The following is a 22,002-nucleotide window of genomic DNA, read 5'->3' as shown; positions in this document are numbered from 1 at the left end:
CCGCCGACGAGGGTCTTCTCCGTGCTGGCCGACGAGTCGGGCCCGGGGAGCGCGGCGCTGCGGATCGCGGAGCGCGCGGCTCTCGGAGAACCGATGCCGGAGGCGATCGCATCCGGAGGGAGCCCGGAGTGGCGGGTGCTCGCCGCTGCGTGGAGCACCGCCGAGGAGAGCGGTGCTCCGCTCGCGCCCGCGCTCGATCGCATCGGGGCCGCGTTGCGCGCGCTCGAACGGCTGCGCGAGCGCCGGAGCGTGCTCCTCGCGGGCCCCCGGGCGACGGTCCGGCTCGTCTGCGCACTACCGCCGCTCGCGCTGGTGCTCGGCGGGCTGCTGGGGTTCGATCCGATGTCGGTGCTGTTGAGCCCGATGGGCGCGATACTGCTGCCGACCGGGGTCGTCCTGCTGCTCGCGGGCATCGCCTGGGCGTCGGCACTGCGCCGCCGCGTCGAGCACGGGGACCGGCTCGACGGACTCGAGCTCGAACTGGTGCGGATCGCGCTCGGAGGCGGGGCGCACCCCAGGATCGCCGTGCGACGCACGGTCGACTGCGTCGATCGCCTGGGCGCGGAGTGGATCCCCTTCGACGGATTCTTGCGCGATGGCACGCTGTGCGCCGCCATCAGGACCGCGGAGCGCACCGGAACGCCGCTCGGCTCGATACTGGTGGAAGAGAGCATCGCCGCCAGGAGCCGGGCCGAGGCGCGGCTGGAGCGGTCGGCGGAACGGCTCGGGGTGCGGGTGCTGATCCCGCTGGGGGTGTGCGTGCTGCCCTCGTTCGTCGTGCTCGGCGTGGCACCGGTGCTCATGGCCATGCTCGGGGCGGTCTGACCGCGTGAGACGCGACCGGCTGGGCTCTCCGTCCACAACCCTCCCGAGACCCGAGATCGGGCCACTCCTCCACAGATCCCGCCCGAACCCGCTTCGTGCACCCGCCGAGAGCGCAGGATGAGATCACCGGCCCTTGCCGGGAGCCGTGCTCGACGGAAGGAATCCCGTGACCCCCACACTCGAACTGGTCTCCGATCGAAGCGCGAAGCCCATGCCGAGCAGCGCGCGAGAACCGGCGGAGGTGCCTCGCGCAGTCGACGACGAACCCGGCTGCGCCCTCGCCTTCCTCCCGACCCGTGCGGGCAGGCGCCCCGCGCGCCCCGCGCTCCCCGCGCTCCCCGCGCGCCCCGCGCGCCCTGCGCTCCGGCGCTCTGCTGCGGAGCGGCTCGCGGCACTGCGTCCTGCAGCCATCCGATTCGCGCGACGACTCGGCGAGGATCGCGGTGCGGTCACCGCGGAGTACGCCATCGTGATCATGGCCGCGGTGGCGTTCGCCGGGCTGCTCGTGGCCATCATGCGGTCAGAAGAGATTCGGGCCATGCTGGTGCGACTGGTCGAGAACGCCCTGGGCGCCGGCGGGTGAACGGGGCGGCGAGGCCTCGAGGCGATCGGCGATGCGCAGACACGGCCGCCGCTCGCGAGCGCGCCTCGAGGCTGGGTGACGATCGCGGATCGGTCACCGCCGAGTTCGCGATCGTGATGCCGGCGGTGCTCGTCGTACTCGGACTGGCCATCGGCGGGATCCTCATCTCGGCGCACCGCATCGCCCTCGTCTCCCTCGCAGCGCAGGTGGCGCGCCTCGAGGCCCGCGGAGACGCCGATCTGGCCCGGTCCGCTCTGGAGGCGTGGAACGGGTCGTCCGTGGAGGTCGACCGCAGCAGGCAGGGCGGGCTGCACTGCGTCACGCTGAGGTCGCACCCCGGCGAGGGTCTGCTCGCCGGGATCCGTGTCGAGACCCTCGCGTGCGCGGCGGTCAGCGGCGAGGGCGCACCCGGGGCGACGCCGCAGCGCGCGGGCATGCAGCCCGGTTCGTTCCCCGGCCCCCGCTGGCGCGAACGGCGACGAGCATGAGCGCGCCGGCTCTGCTCGGCTGCGCTGGCGCGGTGCTCTGCCTCGCGGTGCCCGTCATCGTCGTGGGGTCGCAGGTGGAGGAGGAACACCGGGCCGCGGCGATCGCAGATGCCGCTGCGCTCGCCGCGGCCGACGCGCAGAGCGGTTGGATCGACGCCGAGCCGTGCGAGATCGCGGAGCAGGTCGCCGTCGCGCATCGAGCGCGTGTGGAAAGCTGCCGCACCAGCGGAGCAGGTGGCAGCTCATCGGTCGAGGTGTCTCTCGCGGCGCCGCTCGGCTCGGCGAGAGCCGCCGCGCGAGCCGGACCCGCGTGGTCGGAGTCGACGGTTGCATCCGACGGTCCGATCGGGCCGAGCGGCTGGGCCTGGCCCTCCGACTCCCGTTCTGTCTCGCAGGGGTTCCACGACGGGTGGGCCATCGATCTGGCGGTGTCCGGAGAGGGGGCGCTTTTCGCACCCTACTCCGGGGTGGTGGTGCTGGCCGGTGCCGACGGCGCGGGCATCCCCGAGCCGTGCCTCGCGCGGCCCGAGTGGTGGCGCGGCCCCAACTTCACGGTGGTGATCCGCCACGAGTACGGCGGGCGAGTGCTCTTCAGCTCGCACAATCACGTCGCCCCCGCCTCGCCCCAGCGCTTCGGCATCGCCCCGGGAACCCCGGTCCGGGCCGGGCAGCGGGTCGCCACGGCGGGCATGAGCGGGTGCACGTCGGGCCCGCACACGCACTTCACGCTCTCCTCGAACCCGGTGAACGCGCACCCCGACATCGACCCGTTCGCGTACCTCGGGCCGCCCTGAGGCGCCGGGCTGATCGACCGTACTATTGAGGGGCGCGCCGTGCCTCGGCGAGACTGCCGTTCCCGCGGCGATGGTGGATTCTCACACGAGAGTGTGTATCGTGTCGATGCAGAACGGTCGCCCGAGTCGAGGGGCCGTGCAGCGCAGAGCTCGAAGCGAATGAAGGAGACCCGTGGCGGGTACGAAGAAACTCGTGATCGTCGAGTCGCCGACCAAGGCGAAGACGATCGGCGGCTACCTCGGTGAGGACTACGAGGTCATCGCGTCGGTCGGCCACGTGCGCGACCTCGCAGAGCCCTCCGAGCTGCCCAGCGAGCTCAAGAAGGGCCCATTCGGCAAGTTCGCGGTCGACGTCGAGAACGATTTCGCGCCCTACTACGTGGTGAACGACAACAAGAAGAAGACCGTCGCCGAACTCAAGCGCGCCCTGAAGGGAGCCGACGAGCTCTGGCTCGCCACCGATGAGGACCGCGAGGGCGAGGCCATCGCCTGGCACCTGCTCGAGGTGCTCAAGCCGAAGGTACCCGTGCGCCGCATGGTCTTCCACGAGATCACGCAGGACGCGATCGAGCAGGCGAAGCAGAACACGCGCGATCTCGACATCGCGCTCGTCGATGCTCAGGAGACCCGCCGCATCCTCGATCGGCTCTACGGCTACGACATCTCCCCGGTGCTCTGGCGCAAGGTGGCGCCGAAGTTGTCGGCCGGCCGGGTGCAGTCCGCGGCCACCCGGCTCGTCGTCGATCGGGAGCGCGAACGGCAGGCCTTCCGCGCCGCCGAGTACTGGGGCCTCACCGCCGCATTCCATCCCGCGGCCGACGCGGCGGACGCCACGGCCTTCGACGCGCGCCTCGTCCGCCTCGACGCGCAGCGTCTCGCAACCGGCGGCGACTTCGGTGATGACGGCGCGCTCACGCAGAAGGCCGCTCAAGGCGGAGTGATCCGCCTTGAGCAGCAGCGCGCCGAGACGCTTGCGGCCCTGCTCGCCGACGGCGTCGCGGCAGAGGTGCGCTCGGTCGAGACGAAGCCGCACACTCGACGTCCCGCAGCGCCGTTCACCACCTCGACGCTGCAGCAGGAGGCCTCGCGCAAGCTGCGATACAGTTCGCGGCAGACGATGTCGTTCGCGCAGTCGCTGTACGAGAACGGCCATATCACCTATATGCGTACCGACTCGCCCACGCTCTCGAAGCAGGCGATCCAGGCGGCGCGTTCGCAGGCCGCCGAACTCTACGGCGCGCAGACGCTGCCCGAGAAGCCGCGCGTCTACACGGGGAAGTCCAAGGGCGCGCAGGAGGCACACGAGGCCATCCGCCCCGCCGGCGACACCTTCCAGCGCCCCAGCGCGCTCAAGGGCAAGCTCTCCCAGGGTGAGTATGCGCTCTACGAGCTGATCTGGAAGCGCACGGTCGCGAGTCAGATGGCCGACGCCAAAGGTTCGACCGACACGGTCACCCTGGCGGTCTCCGTGACGGAGCCGGGAGCGCCCGCTCCCACCGCCGCGGAGTTCACGGCCAGCGGCACGGTCATCACCTTCCCCGGCTTCCTGCTCGCGTACGAGGAGGGCCGCGACGAGAAGCGCGGCGACGGCGAGAAGGGCGGAGGCGACCAGAACGTCTCCCTGCCTCAGCTCGCCGCAGGCCAGCGTCTCGGCATCGAGCGTCCCGAGGCCAAGGGGCACGAGACGAGCCCGCCGCCGCGCTACACCGAGGCCAGCCTCACCAAGCGTCTCGAGGAACTCGGCATCGGGCGTCCGTCGACCTACGCGGCGATCATCAGCACTATCATGGACCGCGGCTACGTGGCCAAGAAGGGGCAGGCGCTCGTTCCCAGCTGGATCGCCTTCTCGGTCGTGCGGCTGCTCGAGGAGCATTTCAGTGAGCTCGTCGACTACGACTTCACCGCCGAGATGGAGAACGACCTCGACCGCATCGCCGCCGGCGACGAGGCGCGGGGCAAGTGGCTCGGGGAGTTCTACTTCGGCAGCGACACCCACCCGGGCCTGCGCGGCGTGGTGGACAACCTCGGAGAGATCGACGCGCGCGCGATCAACACCATCAGGATCGACGACGAGATCTCGCTGCGCAACGGCAAGTACGGCCCTTACCTCGAGGTGTACGACGAGAAGTGCGAGGCGGGCGAAGACGGCGTGCTCAAGCCGCGCAGCGTCAACATTCCTGACGGGATGGCACCCGACGAGCTGACCCCGGAGAAGGCGCACGAGCTCGCCGACGCGGAGCCCGCGGAGGATCGCGTCGTCGGGCTCCACCCCGGCACTGGCAAGCGCATCATCGCCAAGAACGGCCGCTTCGGCCCCTATGTGACCGAGCTGCCGGACGAGGGCGAAGAGCTCCCGAAGGGCCAGAAGCCGCGCACCGCGTCGCTCTTCAAGAGCATGGATCCCGCCACCGTCGATCTCGACACCGCGGTCGCGCTGCTCGAGCTTCCCCGAGTCGTCGGGGTCGACCCCGAGTCGAGCACCGAGATCACCGCGCAGAACGGGCGATACGGACCCTATCTCAAGAAGGGAACCGACACGCGCTCCCTGCCGGGGGAGGACGCGATCTTCTCCATCGACCTGGCCGGGGCGCAGGAGCTCTTCGCGCAGCCGAAGTACGGTGCCCGCAAGGCGTCGAGCGCACTGAAGGAGTTCGACGCCGATCCCGTCAGCGGCAAGCCGGTGCGGGTGCGCGACGGCCGATTCGGCCCGTACGTCACCGACGGGGAGACGAACGCCACGATCCCGCGCGGCGACAGCGTCGAAGACATCACCTTCGAACGGGCGATCGAGTTGCTCGCGATCAAGCGCGCCAAGGGGCCTGCCAAGAAGAAGGCTCCGGCCAAGAAGAAGGCTCCGGCCAAGAGCGCCGCGAAGAAAGCTCCGGCGAAGAAGGCCGCCGCAACGAGCGGAAGCACGAAGAAGTCCGTGGATCCCGCCAGATCGGCGGCCGCGAAGAAGGCCGCGGAGACGCGTCGCGCGAACGCGGCGAAGAAGGCCGCCGAGTCGGCGGGGTGAGCGCTTCGTTCGCGGGTTCGGCGCTTCGCCGACGATGAGGAGCCGGCGCTTGAGCGCAGCGAACGAGTCCGATTGAGCGGCGCGAGCCCAGCGAGTCGAAGTATCGAAACCAAGGAGCACGAGCGCATGACCGGTCTCTTCATCACCTTCGAGGGCGGTGACGGCGCGGGCAAGAGCACGCAGGCCGAGCTGCTCGGCGCCTGGCTCGAGGGCCGGGGCCACGAGGTGGTGCGCACGCGGGAGCCCGGGGGAACCCGGCTCGGGGCGCAGCTGCGCGAGCTGCTGCTTCACGGCGGTGAAGAGATCGGGGCGGTGGATCCCCGCGCCGAGGCCCTGCTCTACGCGGCCGACCGGGCCCAGCACGTGGCCAAGGTGGTGCGACCCGCGCTCGAGCGCAACGCGGTCGTCGTGCAGGATCGATACATCGACTCGTCCCTCGCCTATCAGGGTGCGGGACGCGTGCTCGAACTCGACGACGTGCGCCGCATCAGCGACTGGGCGGTCGAGGGACTCTGGCCCGACCTCACCGTGCTGCTCGATCTCGACCCGGGCACGGCCGCAGCTCGTCGTCGCAGTCGCGGGGGCACCGCCGATCGCCTCGAGGCCGAGGCCGCGGAGTTCCACACGGCCGTGCGCGACGGCTTCCTCGCGCTCGCGCACGCGGATCCCGAGCGGTATCTCGTGCTCGACGCCGCCCGTCCGGTCGACGAGCTGCACACCGCGATCCTCGCCCGCGTCGCGCCGTCGATCCGCCTCTGACCCCGGCAACGGGGAATCATGGTTCCGTACTGGGGAATGCCCAGCAGCCGTGCGGGGCGGGTGCTCTGGATCGGACTGACCGCGGCCATCGTGCTCGCGTTCACCGCTCTGGGCGTCGCGATCCTCGTCGTCACGCTCGCGGGCGCAGCCGAGCCCGCCGGTGCGAGCGACGCGGCGATGCCGTGGATCGTCGCGCTGCTGTGCGGAGGGGGCGCAGCGGTGTTCGGCTGGCTGCTCGCCGACGGACTCCGCCGGGTCGCGCGCGACCGGGTGGAGCGGCGACGGACCGCCGAGAAGCTGGCGCAGGCCGAAGCCCGCATCCGCCGCCTCCGCGATCCCGGGAGTTGAGCGCCGGGACCGCGCAGAAGCAACGTCAGCCGATCACGGGCCCGAACCGCGCGGGCAGCGTGGCCTCGGAGGCCGCGCGCAGCTCCGAGAGCGGCAGCGTGAAGCGATCCTGCACCTCGATGGTGGCCGAGTCGCCCGAGCCGTCCGTGACGCCGATGCGCAGCACCGGGAAGTCGCGCCCCTCGCAGAGCCCGCGGAACTTCACGTCTTCCTCGTGCGGTACCGCGACGAGCACGCGCGCCTGCGACTCCGAGAACAGCGCGGCGGTCTCGTCGACGCCGTCGCGCGTGACGATCTCGTCGATCCACACGCGGGCGCCCACGCCGAAGCGCAGGGCGCCGTCGGTGAGGGCCTGCGCGAGACCGCCCTCGGAGAGATCCACCGCGCCCGAGAGCAGCCCGCCCTGCGTCGCGGCGTGCAGCAGCTCGGCCAGTGCGCGCTCGGCCTCGAGGTCCGCCACGGGCGGGGTGCCGCCCAGGTGGTCGTGCACCGTGCCCGCCCACGCCGAGCCGTCGAGCTCGTCGCGCGTCACGCCGAGCAGGTAGAGGTGCTCGCCCTCGTCCTGCCAGCCGCTCGGCACGCGGCGCGCCACGTCGTCGATGATGCCGAGCACGCCCACCACGGGGGTGGGATGGATCGGGGTGTCGCCGGTCTGGTTGTAGAGCGAGACGTTGCCGCCGGTCACGGGCACCTCAAGCGCGAGGCACGCGTCCGAGAGGCCCTCGACGGAGCGCGAGAACTGCCACATGACCTCGGGGTTCTCGGGGCTGCCGAAGTTGAGGCAGTCGGTCACGGCCGTGGGCACGGCACCCGAGGTGGCGACGTTGCGGTACGCCTCGGCGAGTGCGAGCTGCGATCCCACGTAGGGGTCGAGCTGGCAGTAGCGGCCGTTGGCGTCGGTGGCGATCGAGACGCCGAGGCCCGACTCCTCGTCGACGCGGATCATGCCCGCACCGTCGGGGAAGGAGAGCGCGGTGTTGCCGAGCACGTAGGTGTCGTACTGGTTGGTGACCCACGACACGTCGGCCTGGTTGGGCGAGGCGGCGACCGCGATCAGCTGCGCGCGCAGCTCGTCGCCCGAGGCTGCACGGGTGAGACCGGCCGCGCGCACGCCGTTCGCCTGCAGGGCGTCGATCCACGCCGGGTAGGCGACCGGACGCTCGTAGACGGGGCCGTCGACCGCGACGGTCGAGGGATCGACGTTGACGATCTCCTCGCCGCGCCAGTTGATGACGAGGCGGCCGGTGTCGGTGACCTCGCCGAGCACGCTCGTCTCGACGTCCCACTTCTTCGTGACCTCGAGGAACGCGTCGAGCTTCTCGGGGGCCACGACGGCCATCATGCGCTCCTGGCTCTCCGACATGAGGATCTCCTCGGCGGTGAGCGAGGGATCGCGCAGCAGCACGCTGTCGAGCTCGATGAACATGCCGCCGTCGCCGTTGGCCGCGAGCTCGGAGGTGGCGCAGGAGATGCCGGCCGCGCCGAGATCCTGGATGCCCTCGACCAGCTCGCCGCGGAACAGCTCGAGGCAGCACTCGATGAGCACCTTCTCGGCGAAGGGATCGCCCACCTGCACAGCGGGGCGCTTGGTCGGGCCGCCCTCGCTGAAACTGTCGGATGCGAGGATCGACGCGCCGCCGATGCCGTCGCCGCCCGTGCGCGCACCGAAGAGCACCACCTTGTTGCCCGTGCCCGAGGCGTTGGCGAGGTGCAGGTCCTCGTGGCGCAGCACGCCCACGCCGAGCGCGTTGACGAGCGGGTTCTGCTGGTAGACGCCGTCGAAGACGGTCTCGCCGCCCAGGTTGGGCAGACCGAGGCAGTTGGCGTAGGAGGAGATGCCGGCCACGACGCCGTGCACCACCCGGGCCGTGTCGGGGTCGTCGATGGCCCCGAAGCGCAGCTGGTCCATGACGGCGACGGGGCGCGCGCCCATCGAGATGATGTCGCGGATGATGCCGCCCACGCCCGTGGCGGCGCCCTGGAACGGCTCGATGTACGAGGGATGGTTGTGGCTCTCGACCTTGAAGGTGACGGCCCAGCCCTCACCGATGTCGATCACGCCCGCGTTCTCGCCCATGCCGACGAGCAGGCGCTCGCGCATCTTGTCGTTGACCTTCTTGCCGAACTGGCGCAGGTAGATCTTCGACGACTTGTACGAGCAGTGCTCCGACCACATCACCGAGTACATGGCGAGCTCGCCCGAGGTGGGGCGGCGGCCGAGGATCTCGCGGATCCGCTCGTACTCGTCGGGCTTCAGGCCGAGCGCACCGTACGGCTGCTCCTTCTCGGGCGTCGCGATGGCATCGGCGACGGTGTCGGGGCGGGGGCCGGCGGGGGTTGCGTCGGTGTCAGTCACGCTCGATGTGCTCCGTGGATCGGGTTCGGAACCGGCCGCGGGGCGCGCCGGACGTACGACCTCCAGTCTACGCCGTCGCCGTCGCGACCGCGCCCTGCGGCGGGAGGGGCGCTCGCGGGGGTGGACCCGGCGAGTGGGAGTCGCAATCTGCCGCTACGCGAGTGGCGAAGCGGCAGATTGCGACTCCCGTATCCCGCGAGGTCCGGGGCCGCGGCCGGGTCGGCGGCCGGATCGGCGACCGGGTCGGCGGCCGGATCGGCGACCGGGTCGGCGGCCGGGTCGGCGGCTGGATCGGCGGCCGGGTCGGCGGGATCCGCCGTGGCGGCCGGGTAGCGATTCCCAGGCGAACACGAAAGACTGTGAGCATGAGCGATCCGAACACGAACGCACCCGATCCGCAGCCCGAGCCCGCCGCGGCCCCGGAGGTGCACCCGCCGTCCGATCCGGCTGCGAACCGGCCCGAGGCGTTCTCCTGGCAGCGGGGGGCGGACGCCGCCGCGGGCGCGCAGCCGGCGTCGCAGCCGCCGGCGCCCGCGACGCCGACGCGCGCCGCAGGCGCACGGTCCGACGCCTCGGCGCCGCGATTGTCCACCTTCCTCAAGGTGAGCATCGTGCTGCTGGCCGGCCTGACGATCGCCTCGATCTCCCTGCTCTTCATCGGCGACTTCGAGGGCAAGTTCGAGCGGGTGTTCTCCACCTTCGCCCTCTTCGCCGTGTTCGTGCTCTTCACCGCGCTCGACACCCGCCGCGGCCAGAAGTCGGAATGGTACGCGCCCGTCGCGCTGATCGCCAACGCCTACATCCTGGGCCTGCTGCTCATCGTGATCTGGATGACGCCGTACGACACCTTCTCGCTCATGTGGGAGATCTTCTGGAAGTCGGTGTTCGTGATCCTCGTGACACGGCTCGTGATCCTCTGCTGCCAGCTCCTGCTGCATCTCGGGTCGACGGCGGTCGTCACCCGGTTCGCGTTCGTGACGAGCGTGCTCGCGGTGCTATCGGGCATCCTCTTCACCGCTCCGGTGGGCATCGAGGCCTTCGACCTGTACATCCCCGATCTCTACTGGAAGATCGCCACCGCGCTGCTCATCCTCACCGCGCTCGGCCTGTCGATCACGCTGCTGCTGCGCTGGTCCTACGGCGCGGATGCGCGGGAGGCGGCTCGCGCCGCGAAGGCGGGAGCTCCGCAGCCGGCGCAGCAGCAGCCGCCGCAGACCCAGCAGCCGCCGCAGCCCCAGACCCAGCAGCAGCCGCAGCCCCAGACCCAGCAGCAGCCGCAGCCCCAGCAGCAGACTCAGCAGACTCAGCAGCCGCAGCAGACTCAGCAGACTCAGCAGCAGGCCCCGCCGCTGCTGCCGTGGCCGACGTTCTCCGACGGTCGGCCGCTGCCGGCGCGCGCCGACGGGCAGCCCGACTTCTCGGTGCTGGGCCACGGGCAGCCCGACGCCCCGAGGTGACGCGCGCACTGCACGACTCCGGCCCACTCGGAGATCGTGCGCCCGCGCGAGCGGACCGAGACCATGAGTCCGGGGAGGCCCCGGCGATGCGCATCCGCAGGATCGCCCGCCCCGGCGATACCGACGCGTTCGGCTCAGCGGAGCAGGACATCGCCGCCGCGAGCGCGCTCGTGCGCGAGGCCTATGAGGGCGACTACCGACTCGAGGAGGCCTACCTCGCCGAGATCGCAGACGTGCGCGGCAGAGCCGCTGCGGCTGAGGTGTGGGTGGCCGAGGATCCGGGATCCGGCGCTCTGCTCGGCACTGTCACGGTGCCGCGACCCGGGACGCGGCTGCACGAGGACACCGCCGAGGACGAGATGGACGTGCGACTGCTCGGGGTCGCCCGCCACGCGCGCGGCCGCGGGGTCGGCGAACGCCTCATGCTGCACTGCGTCGATCTGGCGCGCCGCCGAGGGGCGGCTCGACTCGTGCTGCACACGGCGTCTCAGATGCGCGCCGCGATCCGGCTCTACGAACGGATGGGGTTCACGCGGATCCCGGAGCGCGAGTGCGAGTTCGTCGCCGCGGGCGAGACGCGCCGGCTGATGGCCTACGGGATCTGGCTCGACAACCGCGTCTGAGTTCAAGAAACGCCGATGCGATCAGGATCTTCATTGCTGCGATTTGAACATCAGATGAAGGTGAGCATAGGCTGAGCAGTGTGGCCCGGAGGGGCTCGGAGCCGAGTACCGCCGGGCACCGCCGCGCCGCTGCGCCGGCGCGCCGTGTGCCGTGAATCATTCACATCGAGGAGATACCCGTGTCCAACCGCCTCATCCGAACCGCCTCCGTCGCGGCGCTGACGCTCAGCGCCGCACTCCTGCTCTCGGCCTGCTCGTCGAGCGCCCCGGAGGATTCCGCCGACGCGAGCGGGGCGAGTGAAGCCGCGGGCACGATCGTCATCACCGACAACCACGGCGAGGTCGAGGTGCCGGTCGATCCCGCGACGGTCGTCGCGCTCGACAACACGTCGTTCGACACCCTGGAGGAGTGGGGCGTCGAGCTCGCCGCCGTGCCCAAGGGCGTCATGGGATCGGCCTGGCCCGGCTACACCGACAACGAGGACGTCGCCGACGTGGGCAATCACCGCGAGCCGAACCTCGAGGTGATCGTGGCCGAGCAGCCGGACCTGATCATCGGCGGCTACCGCTTCGGCGACTACTACGACCAGATCAAGGAGCAGAACCCTCAGGCGGCCGTCATCGAGATCGCGCCGCGCGAGGGCGAGGACCAGTTCGAGGAGCTCAAGCGTCAGACCGAGATCCTCGGCCAGATCTTCGACCGCGAAGACGACGCCGCGGCGCTGAACGACGGCCTCGACGCGGCGATCGCCGGCGCGAAGGAGGCCTACAACGGCACCGACACCGTGATGGCGGTCAACACCTCGGCCGGTCAGATCGGCTACCTCGCGCCCGTGGTGGGCCGCGGTCTCGGACCGGTGTTCCCGGCGCTCGGCTGGCAGCCCGCGCTCGAGGTCGAGGGCGCGACGGACGACCACCAGGGCGACGACATCAACGTCGAGGCCATCGCGGATTCCAATCCCGACTGGATCGTGGCGCTCGACCGCGACGCGGCCTTCGCACCCGAGGACCGCGAGGCCGGCTCGGAACCGGCCGATGAGCTGCTCACGAACTCCGAGGCGCTGCAGAACGTCACCGCGGTGCAGCAGGACCGCATCGTGATCCTCGACCCGAACTTCTACCTCACCGAGGGCATCCAGGCCTACACCGAGCTGTTCGGACAGCTCGAGGAGGCGTTCTCGGCCGCATGAGTCGGGAACCCGCTGCGACCCCGCGGGGTAGCGACGTCGGGGCGTCCGCTCGTGAGAGCGGACGCCCCGACGGGCGTGCGCGCGATGCGCGCCGCGCGGGGGGCCCGGGGCGTCCCGGCAGCCCGGTCGTACGCGGATCCGGCTCGGCCCCGCAAGGGGTGCACGCCGCGCGCGGCATCGTCGCCGTCGGCGGCACGCGTCCGGTCGCCCCCGAGATCGCCCCGCCGAAGCGTCGGCCGTGGGCGCTCGCCATCGCGATCCTCGTGGTCCTCGGGTTGCTGGTGGCCTCGCTCGCCATCGGCGTCTACGACATCGCCGGGAGCGACTTCGGCTCGGAGATGTTCTGGATCACCCGGGTGCCGCGCACGCTGGCACTCGTGCTCGCTGGCGCTGCGATGGCCACGAGCGGTCTCGTGATGCAGATGCTCACGCAGAACCGGTTCGTCGACGCTACGACGTCGGGTACTACCGAATGGGCCGCGCTGGGCCTGCTGCTCACCGCGCTGCTGCTGCCCGATACGGGTCTCTTCGGCAAGATGGTGATCGCGAGCTGTTTCGCATTCGTCGGGGCGATGCTCTTCATGCTCATCCTGCGCCGGATCGTGATCCGCACGACGCTCGTCGTGCCGCTGATCGGCATCATGCTCGGTGCGATCGTCAGTTCGTTCACCACCTTCCTTGCCGCCCAGTTCAACCTGCTGCAGATGCTCGGGACCTGGTTCATGGGCAGCTTCACCGCGGTGGTCCGCGGACGCTACGAGGTGCTGTGGGTGGTGGCCGTCGTCACCCTGCTCGTGTTTCTGATGGCGGATCGCATCACGGTCGCCGGCCTCGGCAAGGACGTCGCGACGAGCGTCGGCGTGCGCTACGAGGCGATCCTCATCGGCGGCACGGCGCTCGTCGCGGTTGCCGCCGGCGTGACCACCGTGGTGGTCGGATTCCTCCCCCTGCTCGGTCTCGTGGTGCCGAACATGGTCTCGATGATCCGGGGCGACAACGTGCGCAGCAACCTGCCCTGGGTCTGCCTCGGCGGCATCGCGCTCGTGGTCGCCTGCGACCTCGTGGGGCGCACCATCATCATGCCCTTCGAGATCCCGGTCTCCATGGTGCTCGGCCTCGTCGGCGCCGTGGTCTTCATCACGCTGCTGCTGAGGCAGCGGAGGGCCGTGTGATGGAGAGCATCGTGAAGCTCGCGAGCACCGGCGCGCCGCCGATCGAGCGCGCTCCCCGCGGTCCGCGCTGGCGCGAAGCGCTGCCGTTCATCGCGGTCTACGCGGCGGCGGCGATCTTCGCCGTCGCGATCCTCGTCTACGACAATCCCGCGCCGGCGGGCAGCCCCGGGTTCTGGATCATCGTGCAGTCGCGCCTCACCGCGCTCGGCACCATTGCGTTCGTCGCCGTGAGCCAGGCGCTCGCCACCGTGCTCTTCCACACGGCCACCTCCAACCGGATCCTCACCCCCTCCATCCTGGGCTTCGACGCGCTCTACGTGCTCATCCAGACCGCGCTGGTGTTCGTGTTCGGCACGGCCGCGGCGAGCATGGAGGGGATCCCCAAGATCATCGCGCAGAGCGTGCTGATGGTGCTCTTCGCGACGCTGCTCTACGGCTGGCTGTTCTCGGGCAAGCGCGCCAATCTGCACCTGCTGCTGCTCGTCGGGGTGGTGCTCGGGATCGGCTTCGGCTCGGTCTCCACGTTCATGCAGCGCATGCTCACGCCGAGCGAGTTCGATGTGCTGAGCGCGAGGCTCTTCGGCAGCATCGGCAAGGGCAACCCCGACTATCTGCCCATCGCTGCGGCGGTCGTGCTTGCGATCCTCGTCTTCACCTGGAATCGCCGCCGCACCTACGACGTGGTCGCGCTCGGCCGGGACGTGGCGATCGGGCTCGGGGTGCACTATCGTCGCGAGGTCGTGACCGTGCTCGTGCTCGTCGCGGTGCTGGTGTCGGTGTCGGCGACGATGGTCGGGCCGATGACCTTCTACGGGTTTCTGGTGGCGACGCTCGCCTATCAATTCGCCAGGGGCGACTCGCACGCGGAGATCATTCCGCTCGCGATCGGCATCGGCCTCGTCACCCTGCTGGGGGCCACGTTCGTGCTGCGCCACATATTCAGCGCAGCGGGGCTCGTGACCGTGATCATCGAGTTCGCGGGCGGCCTGCTGTTCTTGATCGTCCTGCTGAGGAAGGGGATGCGGTGAGCGAATCGCGCGTGGATATCGAAGCGGAGGTCGGCGCTCCGGCCGACGCGGGCGCCGGTGCCCGTGCCGCCGCAGGTGCGGGTGCCGGGCCCGGCCCGGTGGCCGGGGCCGGCCCCGTGGTCGGGCACGGCCCCGATGCGTCGGGCATCGCGCTGAGCGGCGTCGAGAAAGCCTACGTGGGTCGGCACGTGCTCGGCCCGGTCGATCTCACGATCGAGCGCGGCGGCGTCACGGCGCTCATCGGCCCCAACGGCGCCGGCAAGTCGACGATGCTCACGATCATCGGCCGCCTGCTCGAGGCCGACAGCGGCCGCGTGACGGTCGGCGGGCTCGACGTGCGCACGGCGAAGTCGAAGGAGCTCGCCCGGGTGGTCTCGATCCTCAAGCAGGAGAACCACTTCATGGCGCGGCTGACCGTGCGGCAGCTCGTCGCGTTCGGCCGCTTCCCGCACTCGGCGGGCCGGCTTACCGAGACCGACGAGCGGGCGATCCACGCGGCGATCGCGTTTCTCGACCTCGCAGGGATGGAGGATCGGTTCATCGACGAGCTCTCGGGCGGTCAGCGGCAGCGCGCCTTCGTCGCGATGGTGCTCGCGCAGGACACCGACTACGTGCTGCTCGACGAACCGCTCACGGGGCTCGACATGCGGCACGCGGTCGGCATGATGGGGCAGGTGCGTGCTGCCGCTGACGGGCTGGGAAAGACGGTGGTGCTGGTGATCCACGACGTCAACTTCGCGGCCGCGTACGCCGACCGCATCGTTGCGCTCTCGGAGGGGCGCGTCGTCGCGTCGGGCACGCCGGAGGAGATCATCACCTCCGAGGTTCTCGAGCGCGTCTTCGAGACGCCCGTCGACGTGATCGAGTGCGACGGGCGGCGGGTGGCGGTCTACTACCGGCACTAGACGCTTCGGCTCCTTCCGCACGGTCGCGCCGTCTGCCGTCTGCCGTTGGCCGTCTGCCGTTGGCCGTCTGCCGTCTTCCGTCTGCCGTTGGCCGTCTGCCGTTGGCCGTCTGCCGTCTTCCGTCCGCCGTCTGCCGTCCGCCATTGGCCGTCTGCCGTCTTCCGTCCGCCGTCCGCCTCCGTCCAGCGCCCGTTCTGCCCGATGCACGCGCGCCAGTAGTTGTCACCAAACCCGACGCGAGACAGCAACTACTGACGCGCGTGCATCGGGACGGAGGCGGGTCGGGGCGGGCGTGCCGGGCGTGCCGGGCGGGCCGGGACCCGGCTATGAGCCGACGGGCGCGTCCCCGAACAGCGCCGAGACTGCCGCGATCCCGTCGGCGGCGCGACCCCCGCGCCCGAGCTCGCGCAGCCGTACGGTCGGGCGGTGCAGCAGCCGCCCCGCCAGGTGCCGCAGGGCCGCCTCCACCTCGCCGGCGCGTTCGCCGTCCGCGGCTCGGCCGCGCCGCCGCGCGACTTCCTCCTCGAGGATCTCGTCGACGAACGCACGCAGCTCGCGCAGCGCGGGTACGGCGTCGCGCTCGGCCCGCACCGCGGCGAACTCCGCTGCGGCGGTGCGCACGATGTCGCGCGCCTCGAGCTCGGCGCCGAGCTCGGGGATCGGCGCGTGCAGCGCGATCGTCTCCAGGTCGAGCAGTTCCACACCTGCGACGCCGGCGACGTCGGGCGAGATGTTGCGCGGCAGGCCCATGTCGATGAGCAGACGCGGTCTCGCGCGTGGCGGCTCCGGCGTCTCGAGACGGCCGAAGCGCGCGCAGAACGGCGCGCTGCCCTCGGTGACGGTCTCGTCGAATCGGCCGCGGGTGAGCAGCGGTTCGTTCACGCTGCTGCACGCCACCACGAGGTCGGTGCTGCGCAGCTCGGCGTCCAAGGTCTCGGGTGCGACCGCGCGAATGCCGTGCGAGTCCGCGAAGCCCGCGGCGCGGCCCGACGGCGAGTAGACGCTGACGAGCTGGGCCCCGCGGGAGCGCAGCGCGGCGAGGCTTGCGCCGGCGTATGCGCCGGTTCCGATGAGGAGGATGCGCGCCGCCCGCCAGTCGCCGACGCGGCTGTCGACCATCGCGAGGGCGAGCTGCACGAGCGAGCGGCCCTGGGTCTGCAGACCGGTGCGGTGCTTCACCTGCTTCGAGACGACGACGGCGTGCTGGAAGAGGCGCTCGAGCTCCGTGCTCGACCGGCCCGAGGCGCGGGCCGCGTCGATGGCGCGACGCACCTGCCCGGAGATCTCGCCCTCGCCGACTGAAGCCGACTCGAGGCCGCTCGAGACGGCGAAGAGGTGCTCCGCCACCGCGTCCCCACGGTGCACGGCGCAGGCGTTCGCGAGCTCGGAGGGGGCGAGATCGGCCGCGCGCGCCAGCCCGTCCAACGCTTCCTCGGGAGCGAGGCCGGGGGCGTCGAGGTAGGCCTCGAACCGGTTGCAGGTCGCCAGCACGACGGCGCCGCGGGCGATCCCGGTATCGCTCAGCGCCGTCGTCACCGATTCAGTGCGGCGCTCGATGCGTTCGAGCAGGTCGAGATCGGCGTTCCGATGATCGACGGAGAGGCAAAGCAGCATGAAGATTCTCGAGAAGTGTCGTGACCGGGGGTATTCGTGGATCGAGGCCCGGAGTCTCACCCCGAGCTGAGCAGATCAGATGTTTCACATCAGATCTATAAGCTAGCATCTCGAACGATGAACTTCCTCCCAGCTTCGCACCCCCTCGTCGACGGCCGCACGAGCGACGCCACCCTGATCCGCGCCCTCCGCGGCGATCGGCCCGAGCGCGTGCCCGTCTGGTTCATGCGCCAGGCGGGCCGCTCGCTGCCCGAATACCGCAGTATCCGCGCCGATCATCGTATGCTCGACGCCTGCGTGAATCCCGACCTCGCGAGCGAGATCACGCTGCAGCCGGTGCGGCGCCACGGGGTGGACGCCGCGGTCTTCTTCAGCGACATCGTGGTGCCGCTGATGCTGGCCGGGGTCGACGTCGATCTGGTCGCGGGGCGCGGCCCCGTCTTCGCTCAGCCCGTGCGCAGCGCGGCCGACGTGGCGCGGTGCCGGGCCGAGTTCACTGCGGATCGGCTCCGCGAGGCGCTCGAACCCGTGCGCGAGGCGGTGCGCCTGACGGTCGCGCAGCTCGGCGGCACGCCGCTCATCGGCTTCGCCGGCGCCCCGTTCACGCTCGCCGCCTATCTCGTGGAGGGCGGGCCGTCCCGGGACCATCTGCGCGCTCGCACGCTCATGCACGCCGACCCCGCTGCCTGGCGCGAGCTGCTCGACTGGGCCGCCGAGCTCAGCGGGGCGTTCCTCGAGGCGCAGGTCGAGGCCGGGGCGAGTGCGGTGCAGCTGTTCGACTCCTGGGCGGGCTCGCTGAGCGCCGCGGACTACCGGGAGCACGTCGCGCCCGCCTCCCGCCGCACCCTCGACGCGGTGCGTGGGATCGCCTACCGGCATCCGCTGCGCGACGGCTACGCCGTGCAGCAGGAGACCGTCCCCATGATCCACTTCGCGGTCGGCTCCGGGCACCTGCTCGAGGAGCTCGCCGAGGTGGGCGTCAGCGCGCTCGGCGTCGACTGGCGCACCCCGCTCGACGACGCCAGCCGCCGGCTCGGCGACGCCCTGCCCCTGCAGGGCAATCTCGACCCCGCCTTCCTCGGCGCTCCCGCGGCGCAGCTCGAGGCGCATCTCGACGAGGTGCTGCGGCGCGGCTCGCGGGCACCCGCGCACATCCTGAACCTGGGCCACGGCGTGCCGCCCGAGACCGATCCCGCCGTGCTCACCCGCATCGTCGAACTTGCGCATGCCCGCTGACCGAGTCGCGGCTGCAGGCGCCGATGACGGGAATCGCGATGGCGAGGGATCCGTCGGCGCGGATCCCTCCGATGCCGGGTCCCGCGGCTCGGCCCCGAGCGGCACCGGATCGGCCGACCCGGCTGGCGCGCGCACGGTCGCGGTCGTCGGCGGAGGGATCTCGGGGCTCGTCGCGGCGCGGGAGCTCGCGCTCGCAGGTGCGCACGTGCTGCTGTTCGAGGCGGATGACCGTCTCGGCGGCCGCGTGCGCAGCGAGACCGTCGCCGACGCGACCATCGACATCGGAGCCGAGGCCTTCGCCACCCGGGGCGGCGGCGTCGCCGATCTGCTCGCCGAACTCGGCCTGGGCGCCGAGATCGTGAACCCGGCGCCGCTCGGCTCGTGGGTCGTGTCCGCTGCGCGCGCCGTGCCGCTGCCGGCGGCGGGGACCATCGGGATCCCGGCGGCGCCCCTCTCGCGAGATGCGGTGCGGGTGCTCGGCCTCGTCGGGGCGCTGCGCGCCGCGCTCGAGCCGGCGCTGCCGCGCAGTGCGGGCCGCGGGGGATCCCTCGCCGAACTCGTGCGAGCCCGCCTCGGAGCGCGCGTGCTCGAGCGCCTCGTGCGACCGGTGGTGCTCGGCGTGCACTCCAGCGACCCGGCCGAGCTGTCGATCTCGGCGGTGCCCGGCCTCGCGGACGCGTTCGATCGCCGCGGATCGCTCGTGGCCGCCGCTCGCGAGCTGCGCGACAGCCGCACCGCTGCCGGGGGCGCCGTGGCGGGGCTCCGTGCGGGGATGGGGGCTCTCGTCGCGGCGCTCGTCGCCGAGCTCGACCGCCTGGGAGTGGCGGTGCGCGCCGAAACCGCGGTGAGCGCCCTGCGCAGCCGCGACGCCGGCGGGGGTTGGACGGTGCTGACCGGGCCCGAGACCGGGCCCGAGACCGGGCCCGCGGGCGCCGCCGAAGCCACCGCTCTCGACGTCGACGCCGTGATCCTCGCCGTCCCCGAGAGCGTCGCCCGACGCCTGCTCGACGCGCCCCCGTCCGCGCCCGAGGGGCGTGTCGAGGTCGTCGCCCTGCTCGTGGAGGATCCGCGCCTGAATCGTGCCCCGCGCGGCACGGGCGCGCTGGTCGCCGAGGACGCCGGGTCGCGCATCGCCGCGAAGGCGCTCACGCACGTCACCGCGAAGTGGCCCGCCCGCGCGGCGGCTCTCGGCGCCGGCCGCCACATCCTCCGCCTCTCGTACGGCCGCGTCGGCAGCGCCCCGGCGACCGACGGCCTGAACGACGAGGAGACGACCCGCCTCGCCCTCCGGGATGCCTCGCGCATCCTCGGCGTCGAGCTCGAACCGGGGGCGGTTCGCGCCGTGCGCCGACGGGCGTGGATCGCGGGATCCTCGACCGTCGCCGCGGCGCCGATGCCCGAACCGCGCGGCATCGCCTGCGCGGGGGACTGGGTGAGCGGTACCGGGCTCGCCTCGGTCGTGCCCGGCGCTCGCGCAGCCGCGAGGAGGATCATGGAACCGACGCGCTCGGATCCGGTGTCCGGTCGATCGGCTGCCGTCGCGGCGAGCCGCACCGCATCGCACCGCAGCGCATCGAGCCGCACCGAGCCGCACCCCACCGAGCCGCACCGCGAAGGAGTCCAGGAGAGATGAACGAGCACCGACACGCCGCGCGGGTGCGTCGATCCGATGCGCCCGTGGCAGCCGATCCCGGCGTGATCCGCATCGGCACCCGGGGCAGCGCCCTCGCGGTCGCGCAGAGCACCACCGTCGCCGAGCGCGTGGCCGCCGCTTCGGGGCTCGAAGCGGTGCTCGTCATCGTGACGACGCAGGGCGACACCTCGCGTGCCCCGCTGTCGCAGCTCGGCGGCACGGGCGTCTTCGTGAGCGCGCTGCGCGATGCTCTGCTCGCGGGGGAGTGCGACCTCGCCGTCCACTCGCTCAAAGACCTCCCCACGGGGCCGTGCCCGGGGATCGTGCTGGGCGCCGTGCCCGAGCGGGCCGACGCCCGCGACGCGCTGTGCGCGCGCGACGGGCTCACGCTCGCGACGCTGCCGGAGGGCGCCCGTGTCGGCACCGGATCGCCCCGCCGCGTCGCGCAGCTGCTCGCCCGCCGGCCCGATCTCGAGGTGCACGACCTGCGCGGCAACGTCGACACGCGGTTGGCACGCGTGGGCGCGGATCTCGACGCGGTGATTCTCGCCTGCGCCGGGCTCGATCGCCTCGGCCGCTCCGGCGTCATCACCGAGCGCTTCCCGCTCGACGAGGTCCCCGCCGCGCCGGGGCAGGGAGCCCTTGCGATCGAGGTGCGCGCCGACGACGCAGCGCGCGCACCGTACGCGGAGGCGCTCGCCGCGCTCGACGACCCGCAGGCCCGTGCCGGTGCGCTCGCCGAGCGGGCGGTGCTCGCCACGCTCGAGGCGGGATGCGCCGCCCCCATCGGCGCGACCGCTCGTGTCGAGGGCGCCGGGGGTGCCGCGGGCGACGCTCGGCTCTCGCTGCGTGCCGAGGTCGCGAGCCTCGACGGTACGCATCGGCTCGCGGCCGAGGAGGCGATGCCCTGGGCGGCCGACGACCCCGATCGCGCGCGGACGTCGGAGCGCCTGGGCCGAGCCGTCGCCGTGCGGCTCCTCGAGATGGGCGCTGCGACGATCGCCCCGCTCGCCCCGCTCGCCCCGCTCGGCGAATCCGGTGCAGGGGCGACGGACTCCGGTGGGCGACGACCCGGGGCCGCGCCGTCCGAGAGGACCGGATGATCTCCGGCGCGTCGGCAGAGCGCGCCGATGCGCTCGGCCTCTCCGGCCGGCGCATCCTCGTGCCGCGCGGCGGCGCAGCGGGCGAGCGGTGGGCGCAGGCCGTCCGCGAGCGCGGCGGCGAACCCGTCGTGGCGGCGCTCACCGAGACCGCCGCGCCGCAGGACCCAGGCCCGCTCACCGCCGCCGTGGAGCGGTGGAATCGCGGGCAATACGACTGGCTCGTCGTGACGAGCGCCAACGGGGCGCACGCCGTCGCCGACGCGGGCGCTCGCCCGGCGGCAGCAGCAGGGGCGGCACGGGTCGCGGCCGTGGGGCCGGCCACCGCCGAGGCGCTGCGCGAGCGCGGCTTCGCGGTGGCGCTGCAGCCGGAGCACGACTTCTCGGCGGTCGGGATCGCTGCCGCCCTGATCGACGTGATCGGCGACCGGGCTCCCCGCTCGCAGCGCCTGCTGCTGCCCCTCTCAGAGATCGCATCGACCGAGCTCGAAGAGGCGCTCCTCCGCGCGGGGCACGCTCCCGAGCGCATCGCCGCCTACCGCACCGTGCCGGCACCGCGCGACGCGGCGCAGGAGGCGCGGATCGCCGCGGGCGGAGTCGATGCGATCCTCGTGCTCAGCGGATCCGGCGCCGCCGAGCTCGCTCGGCGCTTCGGCCCGGCCGGCGGCAACGGGCTCCCCGGCGGCGCGATGCTGGCCGCCATCGGCGCACCCACGGCCCGGGCGCTCGCGGACCACGGCCTGCGGGCCGACGTCGTCGCCGCACGGCACACCGTCGACGGGCTGCTCGACGCGCTCGCGGAGCACATCGCGGATCCCGGATCCCGGGGCTCCGCCCGGGAGGGATCCCGGAGCACGCCCCGCATCGCGCCCCGT

18 protein-coding genes and 1 pseudogene are annotated in these 22,002 nt (G+C 72.2%); 17 read left to right on the top strand and 2 right to left on the bottom strand.

Features of this window, described 5'->3' with window-relative positions; translation table 11 throughout:
• Nucleotides 1-21 precede the first annotated feature (21 nt).
• From EVS81_RS06910 to EVS81_RS06880, 7 genes are all read left to right on the top strand, one after another.
• Complete coding sequence (locus EVS81_RS06910; RefSeq protein ID WP_240740020.1) at nucleotides 22-825, top strand: type II secretion system F family protein; 804 nt, start codon at nucleotides 22-24, stop codon at nucleotides 823-825.
• Between the two features lie 166 nt (nucleotides 826-991).
• Nucleotides 992-1,408: a DUF4244 domain-containing protein gene (locus EVS81_RS16085; RefSeq protein WP_240740019.1), complete on the top strand. Its 417-nt coding sequence runs from the start codon at nucleotides 992-994 to the stop codon at nucleotides 1,406-1,408.
• Entirely contained in the window at nucleotides 1,405-1,896 is a 492-nt protein-coding gene (locus tag EVS81_RS15895; protein WP_205879402.1) for a TadE family protein, read from the top strand. The genes EVS81_RS16085 and EVS81_RS15895 overlap by 4 nt, the downstream gene beginning before the upstream one ends.
• Nucleotides 1,893-2,690 carry an Rv3654c family TadE-like protein gene (locus EVS81_RS06895; protein WP_130109726.1) on the top strand — a complete coding sequence of 266 codons (798 nt, stop codon included), beginning with the start codon at nucleotides 1,893-1,895 and terminating at the stop codon, nucleotides 2,688-2,690. The genes EVS81_RS15895 and EVS81_RS06895 overlap by 4 nt, the downstream gene beginning before the upstream one ends.
• Before the next feature lie 172 nt (nucleotides 2,691-2,862).
• Complete coding sequence (topA, locus tag EVS81_RS06890) at nucleotides 2,863-5,706, top strand: type I DNA topoisomerase (protein WP_130109725.1); 2,844 nt, start codon at nucleotides 2,863-2,865, stop codon at nucleotides 5,704-5,706.
• A 126-nt stretch (nucleotides 5,707-5,832) separates the two neighbouring features.
• Nucleotides 5,833-6,465 (top strand): dTMP kinase, encoded by a 633-nt coding sequence (tmk, locus tag EVS81_RS06885; RefSeq protein ID WP_130109724.1) that lies wholly within the window; start codon nucleotides 5,833-5,835, stop codon nucleotides 6,463-6,465.
• 18 nt (nucleotides 6,466-6,483) lie between these two features.
• The gene (locus EVS81_RS06880; RefSeq protein WP_130109723.1) at nucleotides 6,484-6,813 is read left to right on the top strand and encodes a hypothetical protein; all 330 of its coding nucleotides are present in this window, start codon (nucleotides 6,484-6,486) and stop codon (nucleotides 6,811-6,813) included.
• 25 nt (nucleotides 6,814-6,838) lie between these two features.
• Here EVS81_RS06880 and purL read toward each other — a convergent pair whose 3' ends face one another.
• Complete coding sequence (gene purL, locus EVS81_RS06875; RefSeq protein WP_130109722.1) at nucleotides 6,839-9,169, bottom strand: phosphoribosylformylglycinamidine synthase subunit PurL; 2,331 nt, start codon at nucleotides 9,167-9,169, stop codon at nucleotides 6,839-6,841.
• 365 nt (nucleotides 9,170-9,534) lie between these two features.
• Here purL and EVS81_RS06865 point away from each other — a divergent pair, with 365 nt between their 5' ends.
• The 6 genes from EVS81_RS06865 (at nucleotide 9,535) to EVS81_RS06835 (ending at nucleotide 15,544) form a co-directional block, all read left to right on the top strand.
• Nucleotides 9,535-10,626 carry a hypothetical protein gene (locus tag EVS81_RS06865; protein ID WP_130109721.1) on the top strand — a complete coding sequence of 364 codons (1,092 nt, stop codon included), beginning with the start codon at nucleotides 9,535-9,537 and terminating at the stop codon, nucleotides 10,624-10,626.
• 86 nt (nucleotides 10,627-10,712) lie between these two features.
• Entirely contained in the window at nucleotides 10,713-11,249 is a 537-nt protein-coding gene (locus EVS81_RS06860; protein WP_130109720.1) for a GNAT family N-acetyltransferase, read from the top strand.
• Nucleotides 11,250-11,428: 179 nt separating this feature from the next.
• A complete protein-coding gene (locus EVS81_RS06855; RefSeq protein ID WP_130109719.1) occupies nucleotides 11,429-12,439 on the top strand; it encodes a siderophore ABC transporter substrate-binding protein in 1,011 nt (336 codons plus the stop codon).
• Complete coding sequence (locus tag EVS81_RS06850) at nucleotides 12,436-13,611, top strand: ABC transporter permease (protein WP_240740018.1); 1,176 nt, start codon at nucleotides 12,436-12,438, stop codon at nucleotides 13,609-13,611. Before EVS81_RS06855 ends, EVS81_RS06850 begins: the two co-directional genes overlap by 4 nt.
• The gene (locus EVS81_RS06845) at nucleotides 13,611-14,639 is read left to right on the top strand and encodes an iron chelate uptake ABC transporter family permease subunit (protein WP_130111332.1); all 1,029 of its coding nucleotides are present in this window, start codon (nucleotides 13,611-13,613) and stop codon (nucleotides 14,637-14,639) included. Before EVS81_RS06850 ends, EVS81_RS06845 begins: the two co-directional genes overlap by 1 nt.
• Nucleotides 14,640-14,785: 146 nt before the next feature.
• The gene (locus EVS81_RS06835) at nucleotides 14,786-15,544 is read left to right on the top strand and encodes an ATP-binding cassette domain-containing protein (RefSeq protein ID WP_165384301.1); all 759 of its coding nucleotides are present in this window, start codon (nucleotides 14,786-14,788) and stop codon (nucleotides 15,542-15,544) included.
• 324 nt (nucleotides 15,545-15,868) lie between these two features.
• On the opposite strand, the gene EVS81_RS06825 is transcribed toward EVS81_RS06835, so the two are convergent.
• Nucleotides 15,869-17,158: a glutamyl-tRNA reductase gene (locus EVS81_RS06825; RefSeq protein WP_130109718.1), complete on the bottom strand. Its 1,290-nt coding sequence runs from the start codon at nucleotides 17,156-17,158 to the stop codon at nucleotides 15,869-15,871.
• 117 nt (nucleotides 17,159-17,275) lie between these two features.
• Between EVS81_RS06825 and hemE the strand changes: the two genes are divergently transcribed.
• The 4 genes and pseudogenes from hemE to EVS81_RS16080 form a co-directional block, all read left to right on the top strand.
• A complete protein-coding gene (gene hemE, locus EVS81_RS06820; protein WP_130109717.1) occupies nucleotides 17,276-18,394 on the top strand; it encodes a uroporphyrinogen decarboxylase in 1,119 nt (372 codons plus the stop codon).
• Nucleotides 18,384-20,027: a protoporphyrinogen/coproporphyrinogen oxidase gene (locus EVS81_RS06815; protein WP_130109716.1), complete on the top strand. Its 1,644-nt coding sequence runs from the start codon at nucleotides 18,384-18,386 to the stop codon at nucleotides 20,025-20,027. The genes hemE and EVS81_RS06815 overlap by 11 nt, the downstream gene beginning before the upstream one ends.
• Entirely contained in the window at nucleotides 20,024-21,130 is a 1,107-nt protein-coding gene (gene hemC / locus EVS81_RS06810) for a hydroxymethylbilane synthase (RefSeq protein ID WP_130109715.1), read from the top strand. The genes EVS81_RS06815 and hemC overlap by 4 nt, the downstream gene beginning before the upstream one ends.
• Nucleotides 21,127-21,855 (top strand): annotated as a pseudogene (locus EVS81_RS16080) (uroporphyrinogen-III synthase); the annotation flags it as partial. The gene hemC and the pseudogene EVS81_RS16080, both read left to right, overlap by 4 nt.
• Nucleotides 21,856-22,002: the final 147 nt, after the last annotated feature.

It is taken from the genome of Leucobacter triazinivorans (assembly GCF_004208635.1).
Taxonomy (GTDB): Bacteria; Actinomycetota; Actinomycetes; order Actinomycetales; family Microbacteriaceae; genus Leucobacter; species Leucobacter triazinivorans.
Note: the sequence above shows the minus strand (reverse complement) of the source record. Positions and strands in the feature narration are given on the sequence as shown.

What these genes read in the sequence shown, in the direction of transcription:
- EVS81_RS06895 (WP_130109726.1), top strand. Translation starts at nt 1,893, where the DNA reads ATGAGCGCGCCGGCTCTGCTCGGCTGCGCTGGCGCGGTGCTCTGCCTC.
- tmk (WP_130109724.1), top strand. Translation starts at nt 5,833, where the DNA reads ATGACCGGTCTCTTCATCACCTTCGAGGGCGGTGACGGCGCGGGCAAG.
- EVS81_RS06880 (WP_130109723.1), top strand. Translation starts at nt 6,484, where the DNA reads ATGGTTCCGTACTGGGGAATGCCCAGCAGCCGTGCGGGGCGGGTGCTC.
- EVS81_RS06865 (WP_130109721.1), top strand. Translation starts at nt 9,535, where the DNA reads ATGAGCGATCCGAACACGAACGCACCCGATCCGCAGCCCGAGCCCGCC.
- EVS81_RS06860 (WP_130109720.1), top strand. Translation starts at nt 10,713, where the DNA reads ATGCGCATCCGCAGGATCGCCCGCCCCGGCGATACCGACGCGTTCGGC.
- EVS81_RS06850 (WP_240740018.1), top strand. Translation starts at nt 12,436, where the DNA reads ATGAGTCGGGAACCCGCTGCGACCCCGCGGGGTAGCGACGTCGGGGCG.
- EVS81_RS06845 (WP_130111332.1), top strand. Translation starts at nt 13,611, where the DNA reads ATGGAGAGCATCGTGAAGCTCGCGAGCACCGGCGCGCCGCCGATCGAG.
- EVS81_RS06825 (WP_130109718.1), bottom strand. Translation starts at nt 17,158, where the DNA reads ATGCTGCTTTGCCTCTCCGTCGATCATCGGAACGCCGATCTCGACCTG.
- hemE (WP_130109717.1), top strand. Translation starts at nt 17,276, where the DNA reads ATGAACTTCCTCCCAGCTTCGCACCCCCTCGTCGACGGCCGCACGAGC.
- EVS81_RS06815 (WP_130109716.1), top strand. Translation starts at nt 18,384, where the DNA reads ATGCCCGCTGACCGAGTCGCGGCTGCAGGCGCCGATGACGGGAATCGC.
- hemC (WP_130109715.1), top strand. Translation starts at nt 20,024, where the DNA reads ATGAACGAGCACCGACACGCCGCGCGGGTGCGTCGATCCGATGCGCCC.